The 25493-nt window shown below is 46.6% G+C and carries 23 protein-coding genes and 1 other annotated feature; of the genes, 19 read left to right on the top strand and 4 right to left on the bottom strand.

Annotation, left to right across the window (positions count from 1 at the left end):
- Positions 1-54: 54 nt before the first annotated feature.
- From ACQCVH_RS03720 to argF, 3 genes are read left to right on the top strand one after another with little or no spacing between them, the layout of a single operon-like run.
- Positions 55-1134: a carbamoyl phosphate synthase small subunit gene (locus tag ACQCVH_RS03720; RefSeq protein ID WP_426834508.1), complete on the top strand. Its 1080-nt coding sequence runs from the start codon at positions 55-57 to the stop codon at positions 1132-1134.
- Positions 1127-4240 carry a carbamoyl-phosphate synthase (glutamine-hydrolyzing) large subunit gene (locus tag ACQCVH_RS03725; protein WP_426834509.1) on the top strand — a complete coding sequence of 1038 codons (3114 nt, stop codon included), beginning with the start codon at positions 1127-1129 and terminating at the stop codon, positions 4238-4240. Before ACQCVH_RS03720 ends, ACQCVH_RS03725 begins: the two co-directional genes overlap by 8 nt.
- Positions 4237-5193: an ornithine carbamoyltransferase gene (gene argF, locus ACQCVH_RS03730; RefSeq protein WP_426834510.1), complete on the top strand. Its 957-nt coding sequence runs from the start codon at positions 4237-4239 to the stop codon at positions 5191-5193. Before ACQCVH_RS03725 ends, argF begins: the two co-directional genes overlap by 4 nt.
- Positions 5194-5252: 59 nt before the next feature.
- Here argF and ACQCVH_RS03735 read toward each other — a convergent pair whose 3' ends face one another.
- A complete protein-coding gene (locus tag ACQCVH_RS03735) occupies positions 5253-6065 on the bottom strand; it encodes an undecaprenyl-diphosphate phosphatase (protein ID WP_426834511.1) in 813 nt (270 codons plus the stop codon).
- A 158-nt stretch (positions 6066-6223) separates the two neighbouring features.
- On the opposite strand from ACQCVH_RS03735, the gene ACQCVH_RS03740 reads away from it, so the two are divergent.
- Together ACQCVH_RS03740 and clpB are read left to right on the top strand one after the other, a co-directional pair.
- Entirely contained in the window at positions 6224-6403 is a 180-nt protein-coding gene (locus ACQCVH_RS03740) for a YjzC family protein (RefSeq protein WP_009794074.1), read from the top strand.
- A 204-nt stretch (positions 6404-6607) separates the two neighbouring features.
- On the top strand, positions 6608-9208 hold the full coding sequence (gene clpB / locus ACQCVH_RS03745) for an ATP-dependent chaperone ClpB (protein ID WP_426834512.1): 2601 nt from the start codon (positions 6608-6610) through the stop codon (positions 9206-9208).
- 61 nt (positions 9209-9269) lie between these two features.
- Here clpB and ACQCVH_RS03750 read toward each other — a convergent pair whose 3' ends face one another.
- Complete coding sequence (locus ACQCVH_RS03750) at positions 9270-9461, bottom strand: YjzD family protein (RefSeq protein ID WP_224900099.1); 192 nt, start codon at positions 9459-9461, stop codon at positions 9270-9272.
- A gap of 191 nt (positions 9462-9652) precedes the next feature.
- Here ACQCVH_RS03750 and ACQCVH_RS03755 point away from each other — a divergent pair, with 191 nt between their 5' ends.
- The 4 genes from ACQCVH_RS03755 (at position 9653) to ACQCVH_RS03770 (ending at position 12715) form a co-directional block, all read left to right on the top strand.
- On the top strand, positions 9653-10390 hold the full coding sequence (locus ACQCVH_RS03755; protein ID WP_257990264.1) for a lipase family protein: 738 nt from the start codon (positions 9653-9655) through the stop codon (positions 10388-10390).
- 126 nt (positions 10391-10516) lie between these two features.
- Positions 10517-11323, top strand: coding sequence for a Rossmann-fold NAD(P)-binding domain-containing protein (locus ACQCVH_RS03760; RefSeq protein ID WP_426834513.1), 807 nt, complete (start codon positions 10517-10519; stop codon positions 11321-11323).
- A gap of 216 nt (positions 11324-11539) precedes the next feature.
- Positions 11540-12502 (top strand): BMP family ABC transporter substrate-binding protein, encoded by a 963-nt coding sequence (locus ACQCVH_RS03765; RefSeq protein WP_426834514.1) that lies wholly within the window; start codon positions 11540-11542, stop codon positions 12500-12502.
- A gap of 21 nt (positions 12503-12523) precedes the next feature.
- Entirely contained in the window at positions 12524-12715 is a 192-nt protein-coding gene (locus tag ACQCVH_RS03770) for a ComZ family protein (RefSeq protein ID WP_009794082.1), read from the top strand.
- 101 nt (positions 12716-12816) lie between these two features.
- Here the strand turns inward: ACQCVH_RS03770 and ACQCVH_RS03775 are convergent, their stop codons facing one another.
- Positions 12817-13167, bottom strand: a complete 351-nt coding sequence (locus ACQCVH_RS03775; protein WP_426834515.1) for a hypothetical protein — start codon at positions 13165-13167, stop codon at positions 12817-12819.
- Between the two features lie 226 nt (positions 13168-13393).
- On the opposite strand from ACQCVH_RS03775, the gene ACQCVH_RS03780 reads away from it, so the two are divergent.
- The 10 genes from ACQCVH_RS03780 (at position 13394) to ACQCVH_RS03825 (ending at position 23733) form a co-directional block, all read left to right on the top strand.
- Positions 13394-14332, top strand: coding sequence for a beta-ketoacyl-ACP synthase III (locus ACQCVH_RS03780; RefSeq protein ID WP_426834516.1), 939 nt, complete (start codon positions 13394-13396; stop codon positions 14330-14332).
- An 80-nt stretch (positions 14333-14412) separates the two neighbouring features.
- A complete protein-coding gene (gene fabF / locus ACQCVH_RS03785; RefSeq protein ID WP_426834517.1) occupies positions 14413-15654 on the top strand; it encodes a beta-ketoacyl-ACP synthase II in 1242 nt (413 codons plus the stop codon).
- Between the two features lie 136 nt (positions 15655-15790).
- Positions 15791-16576: a DUF2268 domain-containing putative Zn-dependent protease gene (locus ACQCVH_RS03790; protein WP_426834518.1), complete on the top strand. Its 786-nt coding sequence runs from the start codon at positions 15791-15793 to the stop codon at positions 16574-16576.
- Positions 16577-16741: 165 nt separating this feature from the next.
- A complete protein-coding gene (locus ACQCVH_RS03795; protein WP_224900118.1) occupies positions 16742-17767 on the top strand; it encodes an ABC transporter ATP-binding protein in 1026 nt (341 codons plus the stop codon).
- Positions 17767-18780: an ABC transporter ATP-binding protein gene (locus tag ACQCVH_RS03800; protein ID WP_426834519.1), complete on the top strand. Its 1014-nt coding sequence runs from the start codon at positions 17767-17769 to the stop codon at positions 18778-18780. The genes ACQCVH_RS03795 and ACQCVH_RS03800 overlap by 1 nt, the downstream gene beginning before the upstream one ends.
- 49 nt (positions 18781-18829) lie before the next feature.
- Positions 18830-20563, top strand: a complete 1734-nt coding sequence (opp4A, locus tag ACQCVH_RS03805; protein ID WP_426834520.1) for an oligopeptide ABC transporter substrate-binding protein — start codon at positions 18830-18832, stop codon at positions 20561-20563.
- 33 nt (positions 20564-20596) lie between these two features.
- Positions 20597-21562, top strand: a complete 966-nt coding sequence (gene opp4B / locus ACQCVH_RS03810) for an oligopeptide ABC transporter permease (protein ID WP_426834521.1) — start codon at positions 20597-20599, stop codon at positions 21560-21562.
- A 13-nt stretch (positions 21563-21575) separates the two neighbouring features.
- Positions 21576-22496 (top strand): oligopeptide ABC transporter permease, encoded by a 921-nt coding sequence (gene opp4C / locus ACQCVH_RS03815; protein ID WP_224900126.1) that lies wholly within the window; start codon positions 21576-21578, stop codon positions 22494-22496.
- Between the two features lie 195 nt (positions 22497-22691).
- Positions 22692-22904 (top strand): YuzI family membrane protein, encoded by a 213-nt coding sequence (locus ACQCVH_RS03820; protein WP_426834522.1) that lies wholly within the window; start codon positions 22692-22694, stop codon positions 22902-22904.
- 82 nt (positions 22905-22986) lie between these two features.
- Positions 22987-23733, top strand: a complete 747-nt coding sequence (locus tag ACQCVH_RS03825) for a YjbA family protein (RefSeq protein ID WP_426834523.1) — start codon at positions 22987-22989, stop codon at positions 23731-23733.
- A 383-nt stretch (positions 23734-24116) separates the two neighbouring features.
- Here the strand turns inward: ACQCVH_RS03825 and trpS are convergent, their stop codons facing one another.
- The gene (gene trpS / locus ACQCVH_RS03830) at positions 24117-25106 is read right to left on the bottom strand and encodes a tryptophan--tRNA ligase (RefSeq protein WP_224900134.1); all 990 of its coding nucleotides are present in this window, start codon (positions 25104-25106) and stop codon (positions 24117-24119) included.
- 100 nt (positions 25107-25206) lie between these two features.
- Positions 25207-25449: a binding site (T-box leader), on the bottom strand.
- Positions 25450-25493: the final 44 nt, after the last annotated feature.

Here is a 25493-nt window from a genome sequence, read left to right on the forward strand (position 1 = left end):
TGTATAAAAATTAATAAAAAATAATATTTATGCGTTAGCAGAGGTGTTTGCACAATGAAGGGCTACTTACATTTAAACAGCGGAGAAACATATGAAGGTGAGTGGATTTCTGAGTCCCCGCCGGAGCATACAGAAGGGGAAATTGTCTTTTTCACCGGCATGACCGGCTATCAGGAGGTTTTGACAGACCCGTCCTACAAAGACCAGATTATTGTGTTCACCTATCCGCAAATAGGAAACTACGGAGTAAATGAAACAGATTTTGAGAGCAGAAAGCCGCATGCTGCAGGGGTCATTATCTATGGAACTCCGGAAGATGCGTACCATTACCAGTCCAAATACAGTCTTAAAGCATATTTGGAGAAATGGGGAATACCGCTTCTTGGCCATATTGATACAAGATCTGTTGTAAAAAAAATCAGAAATGCGGGCACCATGCCGGCAGTAATGTCACTCCAAAAAGAACAAACCTCCTGTTCACATGAAAAAAGCGCCTTAAAAGTAAGAGCAGTATCGCAAACCGGGCACCATCCTGCTGGTGCCGGAAGCATCCATATCGTCCTGATCGATTATGGGAACAAGAAATCGATTGCTGAATCGCTGCTTAAACGCGGATGCCGCATTACTATAGTGCCTTTCAATACCAGCTTTGAGGAAATTAAGGGCATGCAGCCGGATGCTATCCTGCTTTCAAATGGACCTGGTGACCCAAAGCAGCTGAAGGATATGCTGCCTGAAATCAAGAAGCTGATATTCAGCTTTCCAGTCCTGGGAATCTGCCTGGGCCATCAGCTTGCAGCACTGGCACTTGGTGCAGACACTAAGAAGCTGGCATTCGGCCATAGGGGGGCCAACCATCCGATAGCGGATGCCCGCACAGGAAGAGTTATGATGTCATCGCAGAACCATAGTTATGTTGTCGATGAGAAAAGCCTGAAGGGAACCGGCTTAAAGATAAGATTTCATAACCTGCATGACCGGTCGATTGAAGGCCTTGTCCATCAATCACTTCCGCTCAGTACAGTCCAATTCCATCCGGAAGCCCATCCCGGGCCGCAGGACGCAGAGTATATATTTGATGAGTTTATCGAAATAATCAATGCAGCACATGGGAGAGTTACAGCATATGCCTAAAGACCAGACGATCACTTCAATATTAGTAATAGGATCAGGCCCGATTGTCATCGGCCAGGCCGCAGAGTTTGACTATGCAGGGACACAGGCCTGCATGGCACTGAAGGAGGAAGGCTATAAGGTCATACTCGTCAATAATAACCCTGCGACCATCATGACAGACCACAGTTATGCGGACACGATTTATTTCGAGCCGCTCACTGTTGATTCACTTGAAAAAATCATCATGAAAGAACGCCCGGACGGACTGCTGGCTTCGCTGGGAGGCCAGACAGGTCTGAACCTGGCAATGGCACTGAGTGAAACAGGCGTGCTGGAAAAATATAAGGTCAAAATGCTCGGCAGCCCGATTGCCAGCATAAAAAAGGGTGAGGACAGGGAGGAATTCCGCCAGCTGATGAAAGAGCTGGATGAACCTGTACCTGACAGCGAGATCGTCAGGGAAGCAAAGGAAGCAAAGCGGTTTGCCGAAGCTTCTGGCTTCCCGATTATTGTCCGCCCTGCCTATACGCTCGGCGGCTCAGGCGGCGGGATTGCCCATTCGATGGAAGAATTCATGCTTCTGGTCGAGGGAGGGCTCCTCGAAAGCCCGATTTCCCAATGCCTTGTGGAAAAAAGCATTGCAGGCTATAAAGAGATTGAGTATGAAGTGATGCGCGACAAAGATAATACATGCATCACCATCTGCAATATGGAAAACATCGACCCTGTCGGCGTCCATACCGGGGATTCGATTGTCATCGCACCTTCCCAGACGCTGACTGATGAAGAATATCAGATGCTGAGATCTGCCTCTATCAAGATCATCTCTGCACTCGGAATCATCGGAGGATGCAATATTCAATTTGCCCTTGACCCCGAAAGCAAGAAATATTATTTGATAGAAGTAAATCCGAGGGTCAGCAGATCGTCGGCCCTAGCTTCAAAAGCAACAGGATATCCAATTGCAAGGATGGCTGCCAAACTGGCTGCAGGATACAGCCTGTCCGAGCTCCTCAATCCGGTTACAGGCGATACGTATGCAAGCTTTGAACCTGCCCTGGATTATGTGGTTGTAAAATTCCCGAGATGGCCATTTGATAAGTTTACAGAAGCCGACCGCAGGCTTGGCACTCAAATGAAGGCGACAGGGGAAGTGATGGGGATTGACCGCAATATCGAAAGGGCGCTGCTGAAAGCTGTACAGTCGCTTGAAGCTGGCAATCTGGACTTGGAAAGCCCCGGGCTGGGCGGATTAACGGATGACAGCCTCGTTACCAGGATGAAGGGCCAGACAGATGAACGGTTCTTTATAGTGATGGAGCTCCTGCGCAGAGGGCATCCTATCCAGTCCATCCATGAGCTTACAAAAATCGATCTCTTTTATCTTCAATGCTTTGCCGGCCTCGCCAGCCTTGAAAAGGAAATTGCATCCTGTTCACTTGAAACAGTCAGTAAAGAACAGCTGCAGGTTTTCAAGGAAAAAGGATTCAGTGATGAATATCTTGCGTCCGTATGGAAGGAAGATGCTCTGTCAGTCAGGAAGAAGCGAAAGCAATTGGGAATACTGCCTTCATACAAAATGGTGGATACCTGTGCTGCTGAATTTGAAGCACAGTCCAATTATTATTATTCAAGCTATTATGGCGAAAACGAGCAGCTGCCGGGCAAAGACAAGAAGGTCCTGATCATCGGCAGCGGACCTATCCGCATCGGACAGGGAATCGAATTCGATTATTGCTCTGTCCACGGGGTATTTGCCTTGAAATCAGAAGGCATTGAAACAGTGATGATCAATAATAATCCTGAAACGGTCAGCACAGATTTTGCAACAGCCGACCGCCTTTATTTTGAACCGCTCACACCGGAAGCAGTCCTCAATGTTGCTGAGTCAGAAGGCATTAAAGATGTCATTGTCCAGCTTGGGGGACAGACCGCGCTTAATCTGGCAGATAAGCTGGAGAAGGCAGGGCTCAACCTGCTTGGGACACATTCGTCGGCCATTGATGACCTGGAAGACCGTGACCTGTTCTACCGCCTCCTCGACAGGCTGGAGATTCCGAGGATAAAGGGAGAGACTGCTGCATCGGACACAGAGCTGAAGGAAGCAGCAGAAAGAATCGGCTATCCAGTACTGATCAGGCCTTCCTTTGTCATCGGCGGAAAAGGAATGCATATAATCAAGAGCAGCAGCGAGCTGTCGAGCTTCCTGGAAAAGCAGCAAATCATCTATCCTGTGCTTTGTGATCAATTTTTGCATGCTGCCGAAGCAGAGATGGATCTTGCAGCTGATGGGGACAACATAATTGTTCCAGTCATCATGGAACATATCGAAAAAACAGGGGTCCATTCCGGGGATAGCCTCTCCGTACTGCCGGCACAGTCTGTTTCCGGGACTGTTAAGAAAAAAATGTTCGAGTATGGGAAAAAAATCGTTAAGGATCTGGCCTATAAAGGTTTGATGAACATCCAGTATATCGTTGACGGAGAGGAAGTATATCTGCTTGAAGTAAACCCCAGGGCAAGCAGGACTGTGCCGGTCGTCAGCAAGGTGGCAAATGTCCCGCTTGTACAAATTGCGACAAAAATATTGCTTGGGAAATATAAACTGCCCGATTCTGAAGGGCCGCTGTACGATAATCTGCCGTTTGTCTGCGTGAAATATCCGGTATTTTCAAATTATGCCCTTAAAGGGCTTGATCCAAAAACATCACCGGAAATGAGGTCAACAGGAGAAGGTATTGCTTTGGCCCCTTCATTAAATGAAGCTGTGAAGAAAGCCTTCCATAAAGAATTGAAGCCTGGAGCAGCACCTGTCATCATGACGGGAAGAGGCAAAACAGATAGTATGGAAGGTCTTGATGAGACATTGGCCAATTTGGGTATAAGTATTCACAAGGCAGGCGAAGACCGGGTTATGGATGCAAGCATCCTTGCTGTCTTCAGCAGGGGAGAAGCACAAGAAGATTTTCTGCTGAGAGAATTTGCTGTCAAGAACCGTCTCCCTGTCTTTACACAGCCTGAAACACTCTATGCCTTCCTGGAATCACTTCAGGTCAAAGAATGGGAAGTATGCCCGCTGAAGGAATGGCATAACCAATTCAATAAGGATGTGACACTTGTATGATAACCGCACAAGCAGCAGATAAAAGCCTTGATATTCAAGGAAAGGATTTCTTGACACTGGCTGATTTTTCTAAGGATACAATTCTTGGCCTTGTCCAGAAGGCCAGGAAGATGAAGAATGCCTCCCTTCTCGGCAAGGGTTCCAAGTCTTTGAACGGAAAGATATTGGGAATGATTTTTGAAAAGCCATCAACAAGAACGAGGGTGTCATTTGAGGCCGGAATGATCCAGCTGGGCGGGAGTGCCTTATATCTGAACAGCAATGATCTGCAGATCGGGCGCGGGGAAACCGTTGCAGATACAGCAAAGGTTCTATCCCAGTATGTTGATGGAATTATGATCAGGACCTTTTCCCATGGGATGGTTGAGGAGCTTGCACTGCATGCAGATATTCCGGTTATCAACGGTCTGACGGATCTTTACCATCCCTGCCAGGCGCTTGCTGACTTGCTGACCATCCATGAAGTGAAAGGAAGGCTTGAAGGACTGAAGCTTGTTTATGCAGGTGATGGGAATAATGTGGCACACTCCCTGATGATTGCAGCAGCGAAGGTAGGCATGAATATGACGATTGCTGCACCTCCCGGATATGAACCCCAGGAAAATGTGCTGGCGCTGGCAAAGCAGTTTGGCAAAGAAACCGGCGCGGAAATTGAAGTAGTGAATAATGCCATTGAAGCAGCTGCAGGTGCTGACATCCTTTATACTGATGTTTGGACCAGCATGGGCCAGGAACAGGAAAATGCCGAGCGTCTTAAGATATTCAAGTCATACCAGGTAAATGACCAGCTTGCAGCAGCTGCAAAACAAGATTATACCTTCCTCCATTGTCTCCCGGCGCACAGAGGTGAGGAAGTTGCTGCCGATATAATCGATGGCAGCCATTCTGCTGTATTCCAGCAGGCGGGGAATCGTCTCCATGCCCAGAAGGCGCTGCTCTCAGAGCTCTTATAAATGCTTAAAACCCAGAGTCCGCGGACTCTGGGTTTTTTGTGACTCAAAGGTATCATTTTTTATGATAGAAAATAGACGATTGGCCCAACAATGAAGCAGTAGATGGCAAAATAGATAAGGTTTCCTTTAGCCATGATATTCATGAACCACTTCAGTGAAATATAGGATGCCACCAAAGAAGCGATGAAGGCAATGGCATAGGGGATGGCCAGTGATCCTAAGTTAGGGTCGCCAAGCAGGTCCTTCAGTCCAAGGATCATTCCTCCCGCACTGACTGGAATATACAGCAAGAATGAAAATCTAAGCGCGGTTTCCTGCTTCATGCCAAGGCCCATGGAGGCTACGATGGTCGCCCCGGACCGGCTGATGCCGGGAATGAGCGCAACTGCCTGTGCAATGCCGACAATGATGGCATCTTTAAGTGTGAGTGCTGCATCATTCTTACGGCCTTTCATATTGCGGATCAGCCATAAAGCAAGGCCAGTGACTACCAGGGTGATTCCCACGGTTTTGATATTGGCGAGATGCTCATCGATGTAATCCTCAAACAGGATGCCGATGACGCCGGCAGGAATGGTGCCGATGATCAGATAAATGATAAAGCGAAAATCAGCTTCTGCCCTTTTATCCTTGGTTGTTATGTACACAAGGCCGTTTTTGGCAAGCCTGATGATATCTTCCCTGTATATGATCAGAACCGCAATCAAAGAAGCGGCGTTAACTAGCAGGGCAAAGCTCATGCCTTCTATTTCTACTTTCATAAAATGCTCGGCAATTTCCAAATGTCCGCTGGAGGAGATGGGGATAGGCTCAGTGAATCCCTGGAATAATCCTAATAGCAGATATTTGACTAATTCGAAAAAATCCTCCAAATGTTTTTCCTCCAATTTCTGTTTTTATCCTTTTTCATTTAACTATAAACCTGCTTGATGTGTAAAGCGATATCCGGCCGTGGTAATTGTTTCTTCCTTTAACACGGTTCTGGATGGATATAATAATAATGATTTTGAATATAAGGAGGAGTTGCACGATGGGGCAGAACCGCCAATTCCGTCCGGGCCAGAAGGCTCCCAATAACGGGATCTATATCGAAATCGGTGAAACCGGGAGCAATGTCAATAACCCGAAGCAGCTGAAAATGAAAGCGGGAGATACATTTCCGGAAGCTTCCAATCATAACCGGATCTGGACATACCAGCGAAAGCCTTAAGAAGCGGGGGGATCATTCCCCTCGTTTTTTTCATATGTTCCCAAAGCTGCCCGGCCGTATGCTTTGCTGGTGCATAATCTGTAAAAGCTTGTTTTTAACGGGGGTGAAAAGGCAATAGATAAGAGGGCATCTAATTTCTTTACATACATGTACAAAAGTCTATAATATAAATAAAGGTCAATAAAGGTCAAAGGAGGGTTTTTGATGGATCTTAACAGAATGACGGAAAGGATGCAGCAGGGATTCTTGAATGCCCAGTCAAAGGCATCAATCATGCATCATCAGGAAGTAGACGAAGCCCATCTGTTCCTGAGCCTTATGGAACAGGAAGACAGCCTTGTCAGCACGATCCTAGAGAGAGCCGGGGCTTCTGCAAAAAGCTTCAGCAGCGGACTCGAAGACAGTCTGGCAAAGAAGCCCCAGGTATCAGGGGGTGGAGCTGAGCAAGGAAAGCTTTATATAACTGCCGCCCTGCAGAGGCTTCTCGCCGAGGCGGAAAAAACGATGCAGGAGCTTGAAGATCTTTATCTTTCAGCAGAGCATCTGCTGCTTGCCGCTGCGCGCGGAAAAACTCAGGCAGGCAAGCTCCTGGCCGCTAGTGGGGCTGGCTTTGAAGAATTAAATACAGCTATTATGGCTATCAGGGGGAATCAAAAAGTGACCTCGCAAAACCCGGAAGCATCTTATGAAGCATTGAAGAAATATGGCAGAGATCTTGTTGCCGAAGTGAAGGCTGGGAAAGTGGATCCTGTGATCGGCAGGGACAGCGAAATCAGGAATGTCATCCGCATCCTTTCCAGGAAGACGAAAAATAATCCCGTCCTTATAGGGGAGCCGGGCGTTGGCAAAACTGCCATCGTAGAAGGGCTGGCCCAGCGGATTGTGCGCAGGGATGTGCCGGAGGGGCTAAAGGATAAAACGATCTTCTCACTCGATATGAGTTCCCTTGTTGCAGGTGCAAAATTCAGGGGCGAGTTTGAAGAAAGGCTAAAAGCAGTATTGAATGAAGTGAAAAAAAGTGAAGGGAGAATTCTCCTGTTCATTGATGAACTCCATACGATTGTAGGGGCGGGGAAGACCGAAGGGGCGATGGATGCAGGGAATATGCTGAAGCCGATGCTTGCACGCGGAGAGCTGCACTGCATTGGTGCCACCACACTCAACGAGCATAGAAAGTATATTGAAAAAGATCCGGCGCTTGAGCGCAGGTTCCAGCAGGTGCTCGTAAGCGAACCGGATGTAGAGGATTCCATCTCCATCCTGCGGGGGCTTAAGGAGAGATTTGAAATCCACCATGGCGTCAACATCCATGACCGTGCCCTGGTCGCTGCAGCAGCTCTTTCTGACAGATATATCACTGACCGCTTCCTCCCGGACAAAGCAATCGACCTTGTTGATGAGGCATGTGCCATGATCCGGACAGAAATCGATTCTATGCCTGCTGAGCTTGACGAAGTGTCACGCCGTGTCATGCAGCTTGAAATAGAAGAAGCGGCTCTCGAAAAAGAAAGTGATGACAGCAGCCGCGAACGCCTTGCAGCCCTGCAGAAAGAGCTGGCAGGACTGAAAGAAAAGGCATACTCCATGAAAACGAAATGGGAGCTTGAAAAAGAAGCTATTCAAAAGGTTCAGGAAAAAAGAGAGCAATTGGAAAAATACCGCCTGGATCTTCAGGAGGCTGAGAATAATTATGATCTCAACAAAGCGGCGGAATTGCGGCACGGATCTATCCCCGCCCTCGAGAAAGAGCTGAAGAAGCTGGAATCCGAGGAAGGGGAAAGGCAGGGAGAGCGTCTCCTCCGCGAAGAGGTGACAGAAGATGAAATTGCCGGCATTGTGGCCAGATGGACTGGGATCCCTGTCACAAAGCTTGTAGAGGGTGAAAGGGAAAAGCTCCTCAAGCTTGAGGATACTCTCCATCAGCGCGTTATCGGGCAGGAGGAAGCGGTCAGCCTTGTAGCAGATGCCGTCCTCCGGGCAAGAGCCGGGATACAGGATCCTAACCGGCCAATCGGCTCCTTTATCTTCCTGGGGCCAACCGGAGTGGGGAAGACTGAGCTGGCTAAGGCGCTTGCACACTCCCTTTTTGACAATGAAGAACAGCTGATCCGGATCGATATGTCCGAATATATGGAAAAACATGCAGTTTCAAGACTAATCGGCGCACCTCCAGGGTATGTAGGATATGAGGAAGGCGGACAGCTTACAGAAGCAGTAAGGAGAAAGCCGTACTCAGTCATTCTTCTTGATGAAATTGAAAAGGCCCACCCTGAAGTTTTCAATGTTCTCCTGCAGATGCTGGATGATGGACGTGTAACGGATTCCCAGGGCCGGACGGTTGATTTTAAGAATACAGTCATCATCATGACTTCCAATATCGGCTCTGCCTACCTGCTCGAGCAGGCAGGCGATGAAATCCCTGAGGGGACAAGGGACAGGGTCATGACGGAATTGAGAAGCCGCTTCCGCCCTGAATTCCTTAACAGAGTCGATGAATTGATCCTGTTCAAGCCTCTGTCGCTGGCAGACATTAAAGGAATTGTCGGCAAGCTGATGGCAGACCTGCAGAGGAGGCTTGAGGACCAGCATATTAAAATAAGTATAAAGGATGAAGCGAAAGAATATATTGCACAAAATGGATTCGATCCAGTGTATGGGGCGCGGCCGCTTAAACGATTCATCCAAAGGAATATTGAAACCAGGCTGGCGAAGGAAATCATTTCAGGAAGGGTCCGGGATAACAGCTCTGTTGAAATAGGAATAGAAGAAGGGGACATCATACTTAAGGCTTCACGGAAGTCCTGATGGGCCTCAGCCAAAAAAAGTCATCCTGCTTCATGCAGGATGACCTGGTTTTGGCGGCTGATTAATGCAAGCCTTGTTTGCCTGCAGATTCCTCAGGGATAATGGCAGACAGTACAAGAATAAGGATAGTGGCACCTGCAGCGACGATGGCACCGGTTACAAAATCAAATGTTGAGCCAATCATGGAACTGACTACATATGTCAGCATTTCTACAAGCAGGAAAGTCCAGAAAAGAGTCCAAAAGTATTTCACTGTTTTCACCTCATTATGTAATCTTATATCATATTACCACAACCTGAAAAAATAATAAACGCCTTTTAGCCTTGGCTGTCCGGGGCCAGGGGCTGTTTCCTCTTTTTCAATGGCGGTAGGCATATTCCCTTGCATTTATCCATGCTTTTCATACATTAATTATGATCACATATGTTAAAGGAGTTTTTATAATGGAACACCGAAACTTCAAACTTGATACCGAATGGAATATGATCCACTATCCTGAGCGGCCAAAAGGTTTCGGTATCATGATCATTGGGGATGAAAGGCATTTCGTTGACGAAAAGAGCAGCTTCTGGACGCAGAATGAAGGAAAGGCATCGATTCTACGCCTTCTTAGGAGAGCCGGATATACAGTGTTCTATTCCAATCTGTATGGGAGGAATTGGGGCAGTGATAAGGCGGTAGAGATGGCGAGGAATTTATACGAACATATCCTGAGGACAGAAATCATCAATGAAAAAATCCACATTATCGCAGAAGGAATGGGAGCACTGGCTGCCTTGAAGCTCATGAGGGAAATGGAGGGAAAAATCCGCTCTGTCATCCTCCTGAACCCTGTCCTTTCGCTCAAGGACCATCTGGAGCAGGAAAAGGAACATAAATTTTTTTATAAAAAGCTTCTTAAGGAGCTTGCCATATCACATGAGTCTGACTCGCCCCGGGCTCTGGCAGAACGAAGCATGCCGGCAGAGGAAATAATGGACCGCACGCCGATCCCGGTGAAAATCATCCATGTACTGTCAGGAGGCAGGGCATATAAACAGTCAAGCCTGCTGAATGAACTTTCTGTTAAGTGGAAGGATGAGAATGCGCCCATATCGATCTGCTATATGCTCCCTGACAAAAAGCAGCAGCTTGGCAGCCAGATGGCCCAATTTTTAAAATCATATGAAAAGATTTTATAGGAGGCCTATTATCCAATAGGCTTCTTTTTTATAGATATCTATGCGTGGAAGGTGCACCGGCCCAAGAAATATTTCCAGTTTCCCGGCATAAGATACTAAAAGTAAGCGTATCAGGGAGGAAGTGCTATGAATCGGGCAATTGTTGTAGGTGCATACGAATTTTTGGGTTTCCACTTGACAATGAAGCTGCTTGACCGCGGCCTTGAAGTGACAGGGATTGTCCCCGGCTCAAGAGGGGATGACAGGTATACAGCAGATAAAGAATTGCTTGTCGGACGCAATGCCAATTTTACCGTGTACAGCGCAGCAGACTGGAAGGCAAAGGGCTCCATTGAGGAACCCCATCTCATTTTCCTTTCGCTTTATGACTATTATTTCAGGGAAGAACCGGAGCTCCCTTCATGGGAAGGGATGTTCGGCCATTTAAAGGGCGCAATAGAAGAAACAGGCTCCAAGCCTGTCATCCTGATGCCCGTCCAATATGATGAAAAGGGGGGAGATGGAAGCTGCCAGCCTGGAGCCCTGAAAATATATCTTCCTACATTGTTCGGGCTCTGGCAGCCTTCTGCTTTTGCTTTTCAGCAGGCAATAGAGGGGCTTGGAAAAAAGGATAACAACAGGCTAGAGCATAAAGGGGATGCAATCCATGCAGCGGAAGCCGCCGAAGGAATTATTGAAGCAGCCGAAACAAAAGAATCCGGGGCTCTTTTGTTATGGAGCGGGGAAGAAGGACGCTGGAAAAAATGTGCCAGGCATCTTGGCATGAAGGAGCCGGCCGATTGCACTCCCGCAATCTCTCCTGAAGCAGGCAGGAAAATCATCAGAGAAGAGACACCTTATCACATTGTGCTGGATAAGCAGCGAGAATCTCTAAAAAGAGGAAAGGATCCTTCAAGCCGGTTATGCGGGCCAGGCAGCTCCAAAGATTTCTAATGAAGGAAATTTATTTTCATTCCGCTGAATTAAGGGTAAAATGATATAAGACAAGGAAATTATGGGTCTTATGGCTCTTTTATCAGGTGCCGGGACAGCCGGTGCCGTCCTTAAATACTGAAGCTGCACTACTGCCTTTTTGCTGGCTGTTTTCCCGGCCAGCGGCACCATTTAGAGAGCCTTTATCAGTGCGCTTGGAAAGGCGGTCAGATATACATGCTCCGTTTTGTTAAATTCATAAGCCCGATTCTGCTGCTCCTTCTGGTGCTGTCTTCATGCGGACAGGCTTCTCCCCGCGGAGAGCTGAAGAAAGCAGGGCTGCTCGTGCCCGATACGATTAATGACCAGGTCTGGGGCACCAAGGGCTATAAAGGGATGCTGAAGATCCAATCCAAATTCGATGTGGATGTATTCTATAAAGAAGGAATGAACTCTCTTCCTGTTGTTGAGCGTGCTGTAAGGGAGTACGCCCAGAAAGGGGTAAACCTTATTTTTGGCCACGGTAACGAGTACGCCTTGTATTTCAACGAAATTTCGGATGAATATCCTGACATCCATTTTGTCAGCTTTAATGGCGATGCCAATAATGAAAATACCACCAGCTTGAATTTTGAAGGGTATGCTATGGGTTATTTTGCAGGGATGCTTGCGGCAGAAATGTCAGAAACTAATAAAGTCGGAGTGATGGCAGCCTTTGAATGGCAGCCTGAGGTCGAGGGATTCTATGAGGGAGCCCTCTACCAGAATGAAGATATAGAGGTGGAGATCCGCTATGTTGGAGAATGGGATAATGAACAAAGGGCCCTGGAGCTCCTGGATGTCATGGCCAGGAACCATTCTGATGTGATTTACCCTGCCGGCGACGGCTTTAATGTGCCAGTGATCGAAAAAGTGAAAGAACTGGGTCTGTATGCGATCGGCTATATTTCTGACCAGTCAGACCTCGGGGAATCGACCGTCCTTACGAGTACAATCCAGCATGTAGATGCACTTTATGAGCTGGTGGCCGAAAGGATGAATGAGGGGGAGCTTAAATCGGGGAATCTGTCATTTGATTTTGAAGATGGTGTGATTTCGCTTGGAAAATACAGTCCGGATGTTGACCCAAATTATCGGGATGAGCTAAACTCATCTATTGAAAGGTATAAAGAGACAGGCAAATTGCCTGGCCAAAGTTGAGGAAAAGGAGGAAATGCCCTTATGCAATCCAATGATAAAACGATGGAGTTTATGCAAATAGCTATGAAATATATGCCTGAAGCCCAGCAGGAGCTGGAAAAGGCAGGAATCGAGCTGTCGCTTGAGATGATCCAGCCATTTATGACACTTTTCACCAAAGTCATGAATGAAGCATATGAGCTTGGCAGGCAGGATGCCCAAAGCGGGGAATAAGAACGGATATCATTACATAACACAAGCTGCCCTGAATCAGGCAGCTTGTTTTTTTTGCTTCCAACTGTTGAGGAACCTCTTTCGCTTTTATCCAGTCATTCTTATTGTCCTTTTTTCAGGAGCTGCTGGAATAAAGGTGTCACCTTTTTAAAAAGCGGCTTCAGCTGTCCGGCTGAAGTCATAAGGGTATCAATATTGTCCATAAGCTCTCCAAGGTCTACACCGTCGAGAATCTTTTCAATCTGGCCCGGCTCCCGTGCATCTTCCCGGCCGGTTGCCGGCTTGCGTTCAGAGCCGCCCAATATCCAATCTCCCGATGGTCTCATTGATTGGCCTTCTGGGCCCTCATTTGCCATAGACTCATCCTGCATCCTTTGTCTTGGGCCGAACATGAATCTGGAGAATCCGTCCAGCTCCGAATGCTCCTTTTCTTCCCTGCTGTCCGTGTCCATCGTGCATTCCCCTTCCACTGAATTTCTTTATAATAACGTATGCCCGGAAATCTCCCGTGATAGGGCAGAAGCCGGGGCGCAAGAGAAATTTTCAAGTAAAAAGGTTGCTTCTTCTTTAATATTTTTGCTAAAATTAGTACCAAGTCATAATAATTGATAATAATATGAGTATAAATACGGCTGATTCGCCGGCTGGCTTTTAAATTGTGAGAAGGAGTGGGTTTCCATGAATGCAGGCATACTTGGAATCGGAAAGTTCGTTCCGGAAAAGATACTGACAAATTTTGATTTGGAAAAAATGGTTGATACAAACGATGAGTGGATCAGAACAAGGACAGGGATAGAACAGAGGCGGATTGCGGGTGACGATATGGACACTTCCGACTTAGCCTATAATGCTGCGGTTGCCGCCCTTAAAAATTCAGGGGTCTCTGCTGAAAGCCTTGATATGATCCTTGTGGCAACAGTCACCCCGGACCAGCCGTTCCCGACTGTTGCCTGTATGCTGCAGGAAAGGCTTGGTGCGGTCAAGGCTGCTGCTATGGACATCAGTGCTGCCTGTGCAGGTTTCATGTATGGTATGATAACTGCAAAGCAATTCATTGAAACCGGCGCATATAAGCATATCCTTGTCATAGGCGTTGAAAAGCTGTCGAAGATAACCGACTGGGAAGACCGGAACACAGCAGTTCTTTTCGGCGACGGAGCAGGAGCAGCAGTGATAGGCCCGGTATCGGAAGATAAGGGAATACTGTCCTTCGAACTTGGGGCGGACGGCACTGGCGGAAAGCACTTGTATCAGAATGAGAATGACCACATTTATATGAACGGCCGCGAAGTTTTCAAGTTCGCTGTCAGGCAAATGGGGGAAAGCAGCCTGAATGTCCTGGAAAAAGCGGGGCTGTCCAAGGAAGATGTTGATTTCCTTATCCCGCATCAGGCCAATATCAGAATCATGGAAGCAGCACGCCAGCGCCTTGAGCTGCCGGAAGAGAAAATGTCCAAAACAGTCCATAAGTATGGAAATACATCGGCAGCCTCTATTCCGATCTCGATAGTCGATGAACTGGAAGCCGGAAAAATCAAGGACGGGGATCTCCTTGTAATGGTGGGCTTCGGGGGAGGACTTACATGGGGCGCCATCGCGATGCGCTGGGGCAGATAGCAGAATGCCAGCCTGAAAGCCGGGCCGGCCGGAAGTGTATGAATAAAAGTATCCTTGGCAAAGAAGGAGATGTGTAAATAATGGAAAATAGAAGAGTTGTCGTGACAGGAATCGGAGCAGTTTCTCCAGTCGGTAATGATGCAGAAACTGCATGGAAGAATATAATTGAAGGAAATTCAGGTGTAGGGCCACTGACAAGGCTGAACAGCGATGAGTATCCTGCAAAGGTTGCAGCTGAAGTCAAAGGGTTTGACCCACATGAATTCATTGATAAAAGAGAAGCAAGGAAAATGGACCGCTTTACGCAATATGCAGTGGCATCGGCGCTGATGGCTGTAAAGGATGCCGATTTAACGATCAATGACGAGAATGCGCCAAGGATTGGCGTCTGGATCGGTTCCGGGATCGGCGGGATGGAAACATTCGAAAATCAGTTTGAAACCTTCCTCAATAGAGGATACAGAAGGGTGAGCCCTTTCTTTGTCCCAATGATGATTCCGGATATGGCAACAGGGCAGGTCTCCATTACACTCGGTGCGAAAGGCTTTAATTCCTGTACAGTCACAGCCTGTGCGACAGGGACCAATTCCATTGGCGATGCCTTCAAGGTCATCCAGAGGGGAGACGCGGATGCCATGGTAACTGGAGGGGCAGAGGCGCCGATTACCCGTATGTCTGTTGCCGGCTTCTGTGCCAATACCGCATTGTCGACTAATCCGGATCCTAAAACCGCGAGCCGCCCTTTTGATAAAAATAGAGATGGCTTTGTCATCGGTGAAGGCGCTGGGATTGTTGTTCTGGAAGAGCTTGAGCATGCCAAGGCAAGGGGCGCCAAAATATACGCAGAAATCGTCGGTTATGGCTCTACAGGAGATGCCTATCATATTACGGCTCCTGCGCCTGCCGGTGAGGGCGGAGCAAGGGCGATGAAAATGGCGATTGATGATGCCGGCCTTACACCGCAGGATATCGACTATATCAATGCACATGGCACAAGCACTGATTATAACGACAAATTTGAAACGCTTGCCATCAAGGAAGTATTCGGTGACCATGCCTACAAACTGGCAGTCAGCTCCACCAAGTCAATGACAGGCCACCTGCTTGGGGCAGCAGGCGGGGTTGAGGCAATCTTCACGCTTCTTGCCATGAAGGATGCTATTCTCCCTCCAACCATCAATTATGAAACTCCTGACCCGGAATGCGATCTGGATTATGTGCCAAACGAATCCAGAAAGAAAGATATCAGAGCTGCAATGAGCAACTCGCTGGGCTTTGGCGGCCATAATGCCACCATCGTTTTCAAGCAGTATACAGAATAAAACATAGAAACAAAAAAGGCAGCACACGCCGGTTCCGGCCTGTGCTGCCTTTTTGCATTTCTATAAGTCTTCAGGGAAACATTCCTGCCGTCAGCCAATAGAATATAAAGATTATCTTACAGGGAGGCGCAGGGCTTTGGGGATCATAGAAACAGATAAATGGCTTGAACAGGATTTCTGGGAGCCTGAGAAAATTTGCAGCCGGCTTCTGGATGACTTCGGGGAAAAGGAACCGGAGCCTATTTACGGTTATTTAACACGGTTTGGGATGTACAGGCCGGACCGGTTAAATTTCAGGGTGTATGAAGATTTGGCAGGAAAAGGCACATGGGAATCAGCAGAAGAGCTTTTAAAGAAGTACCGGAAAAAGTGGAACGGGCCGGATATCCCCGTTTATATTTTTCCTGTGAACAGGAGCGGGAGCAGGTCCAGGCGTTCAGGAACGGTGAAGTCTGGCGTCTCATTTCCCGATAAGATGTTTCTTTTCTTTGAACATGCCCAGGATGAGAAAGAGCTGGAATCCCTTTTTGTCCATGAGTACCATCATGTCTGCCGGATCAGGGAGCAAAAGAAAAAACTCCAGGATTACACCCTTCTGGACTCAATGGCGCTTGAAGGAATGGCGGAATATGCGGTTGAACTGAATTGCGGCAAAGACTATGTGGCATCCTGGTGTACCCGCTATTCAGAAAAAGAGCTTGGAAACTGGTGGGAGAAATATATTAAAGAAAACCTGAATAAAACTAAAAAAGATCATGTTCATGATCAGATACTTTTCGGAAAGGGCAGATACCCGGACCTGCTCGGATATGCTGCAGGGTATTGGATTGTAAAACAATATTTCGAAAAGAATAACTTTTCTACAAAAGTTTCTTTTAATTTGAAACCCGAAACTTTGGAAGACCAAATTATAATTTTTTAGTATATTAAAGCGCTTTAAAGCCCTAAATCAAGGGCTTTCTGTTTTTTCTAAAATAATGAAAGTTAATAAATTTTAAAAAAATCTTGCAATTGTAATAAATCTGTAATAGTATTTTAATCAAATACAATGAATTAACAGACAATTCAAAAAGGTAAGAGGTGTCCCATGAGCTTTAAATCACACTCCAATACAGATGCACCTTTGCTAGAGGTGAATAATTTAGAGACTGCTTTTTCTATCGATGGAAAATATTACAATGCAGTCGATAATGTTTCTTTCAAAGTCAAGCCCCGCCAGGTAGTAGGCATCGTAGGGGAATCCGGCTGCGGTAAATCGGTCATGAGCCTTTCCGTCATGAAGCTGCTTCCGAAGGGGATCGGCAAGATCAAATCAGGAGAAGTTGTCTTCGATGGCGTACATCTCGAAGACATGGGTGAACGCCAGATCAATAAAATACGGGGCAAGGATATTGCAATGATCTTCCAAGAGCCGATGACCTCGCTCAACCCGGTATTTTCAATAGGGTTCCAGCTGCAGGAAGTGCTCTTCAACCATATGAAATTATCAAAAAAAGAAGCCAGGCAGAAAAGCATCGCCCTTTTGAAGAGCGTCGGCATCTCCCGACCGGAAAAAATAGTCGACGAATATCCTCATCAGCTGTCGGGAGGAATGAGGCAGAGGGTCATGATCGCCATGGCGATTGCCTGCCAGCCTAAGCTTCTGATCGCAGATGAGCCGACGACAGCCTTGGATGTAACCGTACAAGCCCAGATTCTTGAGCTCCTGAAAGAAATACAGGAAGTAAATGATATGTCCATCATCCTGATCACGCATGATCTTGGGGTAGTGGCAGAAATGTGCGATGATGTCTTTGTCATGTACGCCGGAAGAATTGTGGAGCGCACAGATGTCGACACACTCTTCCATAATCCGAAGCATCCATATACAGAGCTGCTGATGGGCGCGATCCCGAAAATGGATGAAGAAGTCGAATCGCTAAGCACAATAAAAGGGATTGTACCTTCACTTAAAAACATGCCAAAAACGGGATGCAAGTTTGCAGCCAGGTGCCCTAAGGCAATGCCGGAATGCACTGCCGTCACCCCGCTGCTGGCTGAAAATGAAGAAGGCCATGAGGTAGCATGCCTGCTCTATGAAACCAGCAGGCCGAAAGAAGGAGTGACACTATAATGACGACAGCAACAACATCTCCCGCTCTGAAAAAAGACAAAAGCGGCAACGAAACGCTGCTTGAAGTCAAAAATCTGAAAACCTACTATCCTATTAAAGGCGGAATCCTGAGAAGGACAGTAGCTGCCGTTAAAGCAGTAGATGATGTATCTTTTGAAATCAAAAAAGGTGAGACTCTCGGCCTTGTCGGCGAGTCAGGCTGCGGAAAGTCCACTACAGGGAGGACGATTCTGAGGCTTCTGGAGCCTACTGATGGCGAAATCATTTTCGATGGCCAGGATATTACAAATCTCCGCGGAACAAGTCTCAGGAAGATTCGAAAGGATTTCCAGATGGTTTTCCAGGATCCGTATGCCTCTTTGAACCCGATGATGATGGTAGGGAACCTAATATCCGAGCCAATCCGCAACTATACAAGGCGCTCAGAGAAAGACCTGAAGCCGGAAGTAATGGAGCTCCTGGCAAAGGTAGGGCTTCCTGAAGACGCCTATTATAAATATCCGCACGAATTTTCCGGCGGCCAGCGGCAGCGGATCGGAATCGCCCGGGCCCTGGCACTGAAGCCAAAGCTCATCATCGCCGATGAGCCGGTCTCTGCACTGGATGTATCAGTCCAGTCTCAGGTGCTGAACCTTTTGAAAGAGCTTCAGGAAGAGTTTGACCTTACTTTCCTTTTCATTGCCCACGACCTGAGCGTCGTGAAGCATATGAGCGACCGGATTGGCGTCATGTACCTTGGCGGCCTTGTTGAAGTCGCTGATAAGTCCAGTTTATATGCTGAGCCGCTGCACCCGTATACACAGGCGCTGATTTCGGCGATACCTGAGGCTGATCCCCGCAAAAAGAAAGACCGGATCATCCTTGAAGGCGATGTCCCAAGCCCGATCGACCCGCCTTCCGGCTGCACATTCCATCCGCGCTGCGCCCATGCAATGCCGGAGTGCTCGAAGATAAAGCCTCAATTAAAGGAGGTGAAGCCTGGACATAGGGTTGCATGTCACTTATATAACTAAAGCTTGGCCATTTTGAAAAAAAAGAACCGACAATTATGGGGGGAAAACGATGAAGAAATCAGCATTTTGGCTATTTTCAGTTCTGCTGGTAATGTCTATGTTCCTTGCTGCATGCTCCGGAAATGAAAAGACTTCAGGCGATGACACTGGGAAAAAAGACGACGACAAAGATGCAGGAACAACTGAAGTAGAAGGCGGAAAAGTAACATTTGGTTATACTCAGGCGTTTAAAGGCGTTTTATCTTTTGCCTATTATGAAGGGGAAGATGATGCGAATGCCCTTCAATTCATGCATGAAGGTATGGTTGGCTATAATGATGAGCTGCAACCAATTCCAAACCTTGCTTCTTGGGAGTTTAATGAAGATAACACTGTTGTAACTTTCAAGTTTGAGGAAGGCGTTAAATGGCATGATGGCGAACCATTGACTGCTGAAGATATGGAATATGCCTGGTACCTGCTGGCGGATCCTACATATGAGGGAGCGCGCTTTGCTAATGTTGCAATGATTAAAGGTGCTCAGGAATATAAGGATGGAAAAGCTGACAAAATCGAAGGTATCAAGGTTATTGATGACCTGACAGTAGAAGTAACTGTAACAGAACCTTCTGTCAACCTGATTGACAACATCTGGTCATATCCAGAACCAAAGCATTATTATGGAGATATTTCTTCTAAAGAACTTCCTGACTCTGACCAAGTCCGTAAAAACCCGATCGGTGTCGGACCGTTTAAAGTAACGAACATCGTTCCTGGCGAAATGATTGAATATGAGCGCTATGATGATTATTGGAGAGGCCCTGCCAAGCTTGACGGCGTTGTCTACAAAATCATCGATCCATCCCTTGCTGCCGGCCTGATTGAAAACGGCGAAGTGGATGTTATCCAGGCTCCTTCTGACCAGTGGGGACAAATCAAAGAGCTTGGCAATATCAATCCTGTAACAATCGATGCTATGTCTTACAGCTATATCGGTATTGACCAAGGACGCTATGATGCAAAAGCAGGAAAAGTTGTAATGGATAACCCTAAATTCTCTGACAAGCGCGTTCGCCAGGCATTGGTTTATGCACTGGACCGCCAGGCTTATATCGATGCTTTCACGAACGGTTTAGGTAAACCGCTTAACGTACCATTCCCATCCGTTTCATGGGCTAAGATCGACGATTCAGAAATCAACACTTATGAATATGATCCAGAAAAGGCAAAGAGCCTGTTAGACGAAGCCGGCTATAAAGATGTGGACGGCGACGGATTCCGTGAAGATCCAGACGGAAAGCCTTTCTCCATCAATTTTGATGCAATGGCAAGTGCAGAAACATCTGAAGCACGTGCTCAATTCATCCTTCAATCTTGGGGTGAAGTTGGAGTCAAGGCTCAGCTTAACGGCGGTTCCCTGAAAGACTTCAACCTGTTCTATGATACTATCGAAGCAGATGATCCATCTGTGGAAACTTTCCATGGTGCATGGGGACTTTCATATGATCCAGATCCATCCGGCATCTGGCTGTCAACTGACAAGTGGAACATGTGGCGCTGGCTGAATGAAGAATCCGATGCGCTCATCAAGAAGGGTGTTCAATTCCCTGAAGATGAAAACAAGGATGTTATCGAATACCGTAAAGAAGTATACAACGAGTGGCAGAAACTTGTTAACGAAGAGCTTCCTGTAATCTTCTTCGACCAAAGGGAAGATGCATGGGCAATCAACAAACGTGTTGGCGGAGTCAAAGTAACTCCAGGCGGCACAGATGAGTTCTACAACTGGCACATTGTTGAGTAATAAGAAATAAGGTTTAGATAAGGGGAATGGAGTATGCTGCAATACACAATCCGAAGACTTATAGGTATGATCCCAATAATTTTCCTTATCTCCATAGTGGTGTTCACCCTGGCAAAGCTTATGCCAGGGGACGCCCTCTCTGGAAAAATCGATCCGCTTAATTCCGATCCGGAATATATCGAGGAAATGCGTGAAAAGATGGGCTTGAATGACCCAATCCATACACAGTATTTCCGCTGGATGGGCGGAGTTGTTCAAGGGGATTTTGGGGATTCATTCATCCATAAGCGCGATGTAATGGAATTGATCGGCGACAGGCTGCCGAACACGGTTTTCTTAGGTTTTACTTCACTTATGATTACGTATATTCTAGCTTTTATGATGGGCAGGTTCTCAGGCAGATTTGCCTACAGTCCTGGAGATTATCTAATATCAGGTATAAACTATTTGGCCTTGGCCATTCCAAGCTTTGTTGCAGCACTAGTGGCAATTTACGTTTTCTCTTTCCAGCTGGGATGGGTCCCGGCGACTGGAAGTATAGGTTCAGGCGTTGAACCAGGATCTTTTGAATATTATTTAAGTAAAATCAAGCATACTATTCTTCCTGCGCTCGTATTGGGCACCATGGCTACGGCTGGATATACCCAGTTCCTGCGCAATGATATGATCGAAAGCTCTCGCAAAGATTATGTTCGTACAGCCAGAGCAAAGGGTACGAAAGAATCAGCGATTTATAATAAGCATATCCTCAGAAATTCGGTCATTCCGATTATTACACTGCTGGGCTTTGACATTGCAGGCCTTTTCGGGGGAGCTATTATTACCGAAACTATTTTTACATATCCGGGAATCGGATACCTGTTTGTAGAATCAGTAAACTCACGTGATTATTCCGTTATGATGGCCATCACTATGATGCTGACTATCCTGACGCTTATTGGAAATTTAGTAGCAGATATACTATATGGAATAGTAGATCCGCGCATACGTTTAAGTTAGGTAGGTGAGAGTTATGGAACCAACAATTTCGCAGCAAAGTACAACGGCTGTTGAGGAGCCTGTAAAGCCTCCCAAGAGCCAGTCGCCATGGGCTCTCGCCCGCAGGAAATTCTTAAAGAACAAACTCGCCATGATCAGTCTCTGCTATCTTGTGCTGATCGTGTTAGTTTCAATTTTTGCCGAGCCGCTGTCCATGCCGATTGAGGAGACGGCTAAGCTGAATTTGACTGAGATCAGCAAAGAGCCTTCAGCAGACCACTATTTTGGCACAGATAAGTCTGGGAGAGATGTATTTGCCAGGACCCTGCATGGCGGGAAAACGTCATTGACTCTTGCCTTCTCCATCACCATTTCAGTAGTTGTGATTGGAACGATCGTAGGGGCCACCGCCGGATTCTTCGGAGGCTGGGTTGACAATGTGCTTATGCGATTCACCGACTTTATGATGAACTTCCCGTTCCTGCTTTTCGTTATCGTGCTTAAATCTATTTTCATAGAATCAAGTACAGCTACACTCATCTTCGTCATTAGTGTGCTGAGCTGGACAGGAATAGCCCGTCTGGTGCGAAGCAAGGTAATGGTAGAGAAAGAAAACGAGTATATCATGAGCTCCATCTCTATCGGCTGTTCGTCAGTTACAACGATCTTCAAGCATCTGTTGCCGAATGTAATGTCTACCATTATTGTACAGGCTACATTGACACTTGCTGCCATGATCGTGGCTGAAACAGGCTTAAGCTTCCTGGGCTTCGGTGTGCCGATGAACATTCCAAGCTGGGGCAATATGCTTCAGGATGCAAGAAGTCCGGATGTATTGACCAGCAAGTGGTGGATATGGATACCGCCCGCAACGGTTCTTACACTGACAATACTATCAATCAACTTCGTTGGCGAGGGTCTGAAGGACGCATTTAACCCTAAGTCAAATAGATAATGCGGCTGGCTTCAGCCGGAACCATAAAGGGCGAGACACTTCAGGTGCTCACCCTTTTTTAATGCAGGCAGTTAAAGATCCTTTGGGGTCTTTTTTCTTTTGGGCGTATGATTTAACCCTCTCTATCATATATATGTTAAAAAACAAGGAAGCAGGAGTATATATGGGACAAGCAAAAAGGATTCCAGCTGCCCAATGATCTTCAGACTGTTTATTTTTATCACTGGCTTTGGACTGGCTGTAGCAGGCGGGATCAGCACGGTGGCTTATTTAAATCTCTTAATTGCGGGGCATGGATTGAGTGACTATTTTTCATACATTTTAAAAAGGCCTGAGTGCGGCCTGCTCCCTGCAGGGATTGTCATTATTACAGTGGCCATATACTTTCCGCAGGGAACAGAAGAGTAAACTGCTGCACACGGAGGAATAAATTGACTATTTCCTGTTCATACTGAGTGACAAATAGTTACTTGAAGTGAGGGGTTGTAAGATGTTGTATCTTCATGATGTATGGGTGAACTGGTTTGAAGGGGAAGAGAACGGATATAATGTATGCCATTTCCATGAATGGAGAAAAGATGACAGTGTGGAATTGCTTGATCAGGTCCCATTGTTAAAGGTAGAGCCGCTTCTTTTCAACTACATAGAAAACGACTTATCAGAACTGCCGCAACAGCTGCTGAACGACATCTACCAAAAAGCGTATTTGCGAAAAAATCATGAGCGGACCCAGCTTGATTACTGTTTTGTCGTCTCCGACGGTTCAGGCATATTGGCTGTTGATACGATCAGCTATAATATACCAATCCGCAAAAGCCGGCTAATTCCGAGGCAGGAGCAGCTTGCTTACGAAATGCTTGATAATCAGGAAACAATCCGCTATGCATTCAATGACCAATCTTGTTTAAAGGATTTTCACATTCTGTCGCCAGCCCCGGAAATGATGAACGGCCTCACCAGAAAAGAAAGGCAGCTGAAGCAGCTTCTCTTTATGGCTCTTGATCAGCTTCATTCATCTGGGAATACAGCCGAAATCCGTTATTGGTATACAGAATGGAATCCGGAGAAATATACTGTAATCCAGCAGCTGGAATTTGAACAAGCCTGGAAGTCGCTGTATGAGGAAACGAAACTGGGATGGTCAGGAAAACATGAAGCTTTTTGCGAGAATATCATCAAAGGGCAGCCATTCTTTGAAAAATTGTGGGAAATGGAGCATGGCTCGAAAGTGAATTAATATGCATGGTAAATAATTTGCAAAACTAAGTTGTTGGAAAAAGACATACTTTATCTTTACTGTATAAAGAACAACTAAAGATTGAAAACCCTGTTGATTGGAGTGCAAGGCACGTAGACTCCTCATAAAATGCATGCGCATTTTCTTCGTGCGATGTTAAATTCGAAGAAGAGGATTCAACGTCCTGCGGGAAATAGCGGAAGAGTTGAGACCCCGCAGCCGCTTGCGGTGAGGAGGCTCAACTCCGCCCCGCGGAAAGCGAAGTGCCTGGAACGGAAATTAACAGCCCCATTTAAAGACCTGATTTATGGGGAGGGGGATTTTAAAACCATGCCCTCTTTGGTTTAATGAAAAAAGGAGCTGATCACAGCTCCCTTTTTTCATTATCGGCGTTTTCTGCCGAGCCCCATGGCATTTTCCATTTTGGCCAGCATTTTATTGGCAGTGTATTGTGCTTTTTCGGCTCCTTTATCCAGGATTTCATCCAGCTCGCTTGATTCCATAAGCTGTGTGTATTTTTCCTGGATTGGAACGATTGTGTCGACAACCACTTTTGCAAGATCGCCTTTAAAGTCTCCGTAGCCTTTTCCTTCATACTGCTCCTCGATATCTTCTATAGTCCTCCCGGAAAGGATGGAGTAGATAGATAAGAGATTGGAAACACCAGGCTTATTTTCTTTATCGAACTTAACAATCCCTTCAGAATCCGTAACAGCGCTTTTGATTTTTTTCTCAATCTGCTTTGGATCATCTAGCAAAGAGATGAAAGACTTCTTATTAGAGTCAGATTTACTCATCTTCTTAGTCGGATCCTGTAGGGACATAACTCTTGCTCCCACTTTTGCGATCCGCACTTCCGGGATTGTAAAGATGTCATTATATTTCTTGTTGAATCTCTCTGCCAAATCCCTTGTAAGCTCCAAATGCTGCTTCTGATCTTCCCCTACAGGAACCAGGTCTGTTTTATATAGAAGAATGTCGGCAGCCATAAGCGGCGGATAAGTCAGAAGGCCGGAAGATACTGCTTCTTTTCCATGGGACTTATCTTTGAACTGAGTCATCCTCTCGAGCTCACCGATATAGGAAACGCACTGCATCATCCATCCCGCCTGTGCATGGGCAGCGACTTCAGACTGGATGAAAAGTGTTGCTTTCTCAGGGTCGATCCCGACAGCAAGATAGAGGGCAGCAAGGCTCCTGATATTTTTGCGGAGCTCCATCCGGTCCTGTTGGACAGTGATGGCATGCTGATCGACAATGCAGAAATAGCAGTTATATTCGTTTTGCAATTCAACGAATTGCTTCATGGCACCGATATAATTCCCAAGTGTAAGAGTGCCGCTCGGCTGGATGCCGGAAAAAATGGTTTTCATATATATTCCTCCTTGGATGTATCAGCAGACAAAAAAATGAGCTGCAAAAATGGCATTAACTCCGCAAAGAACGTAAAAAGACCATTCGTCCCCCTGTAAAAATAGGGACGAATGGTCCGCGGTGCCACCCTAAGTGCCTCGGCTGAGGCCTCTTATCCCCGGCTTGCATGCAGGCCGGGCTCCCCATAACGCGGGATACGCCGGATGCTAATAGGCAGAATGAAGCAGCCTTTCGCAGCCGGAGCTCTAAAGTCCATTCGATTTGCCGGGATGTTTGTTTTCACCAGCCACAAACTCTCTGTAATCCCTGAGCAAATGTACTACTCTTTGTCATTGCTTTATCATCAACAGTATTGGTTTTATACTTTAAAATATACCAAAACTGAA

Source organism: Bacillus infantis, from assembly GCF_050107595.1.
Lineage (GTDB): Bacteria > Bacillota > Bacilli > Bacillales > Cytobacillaceae > Bacillus_AB > Bacillus_AB infantis_C.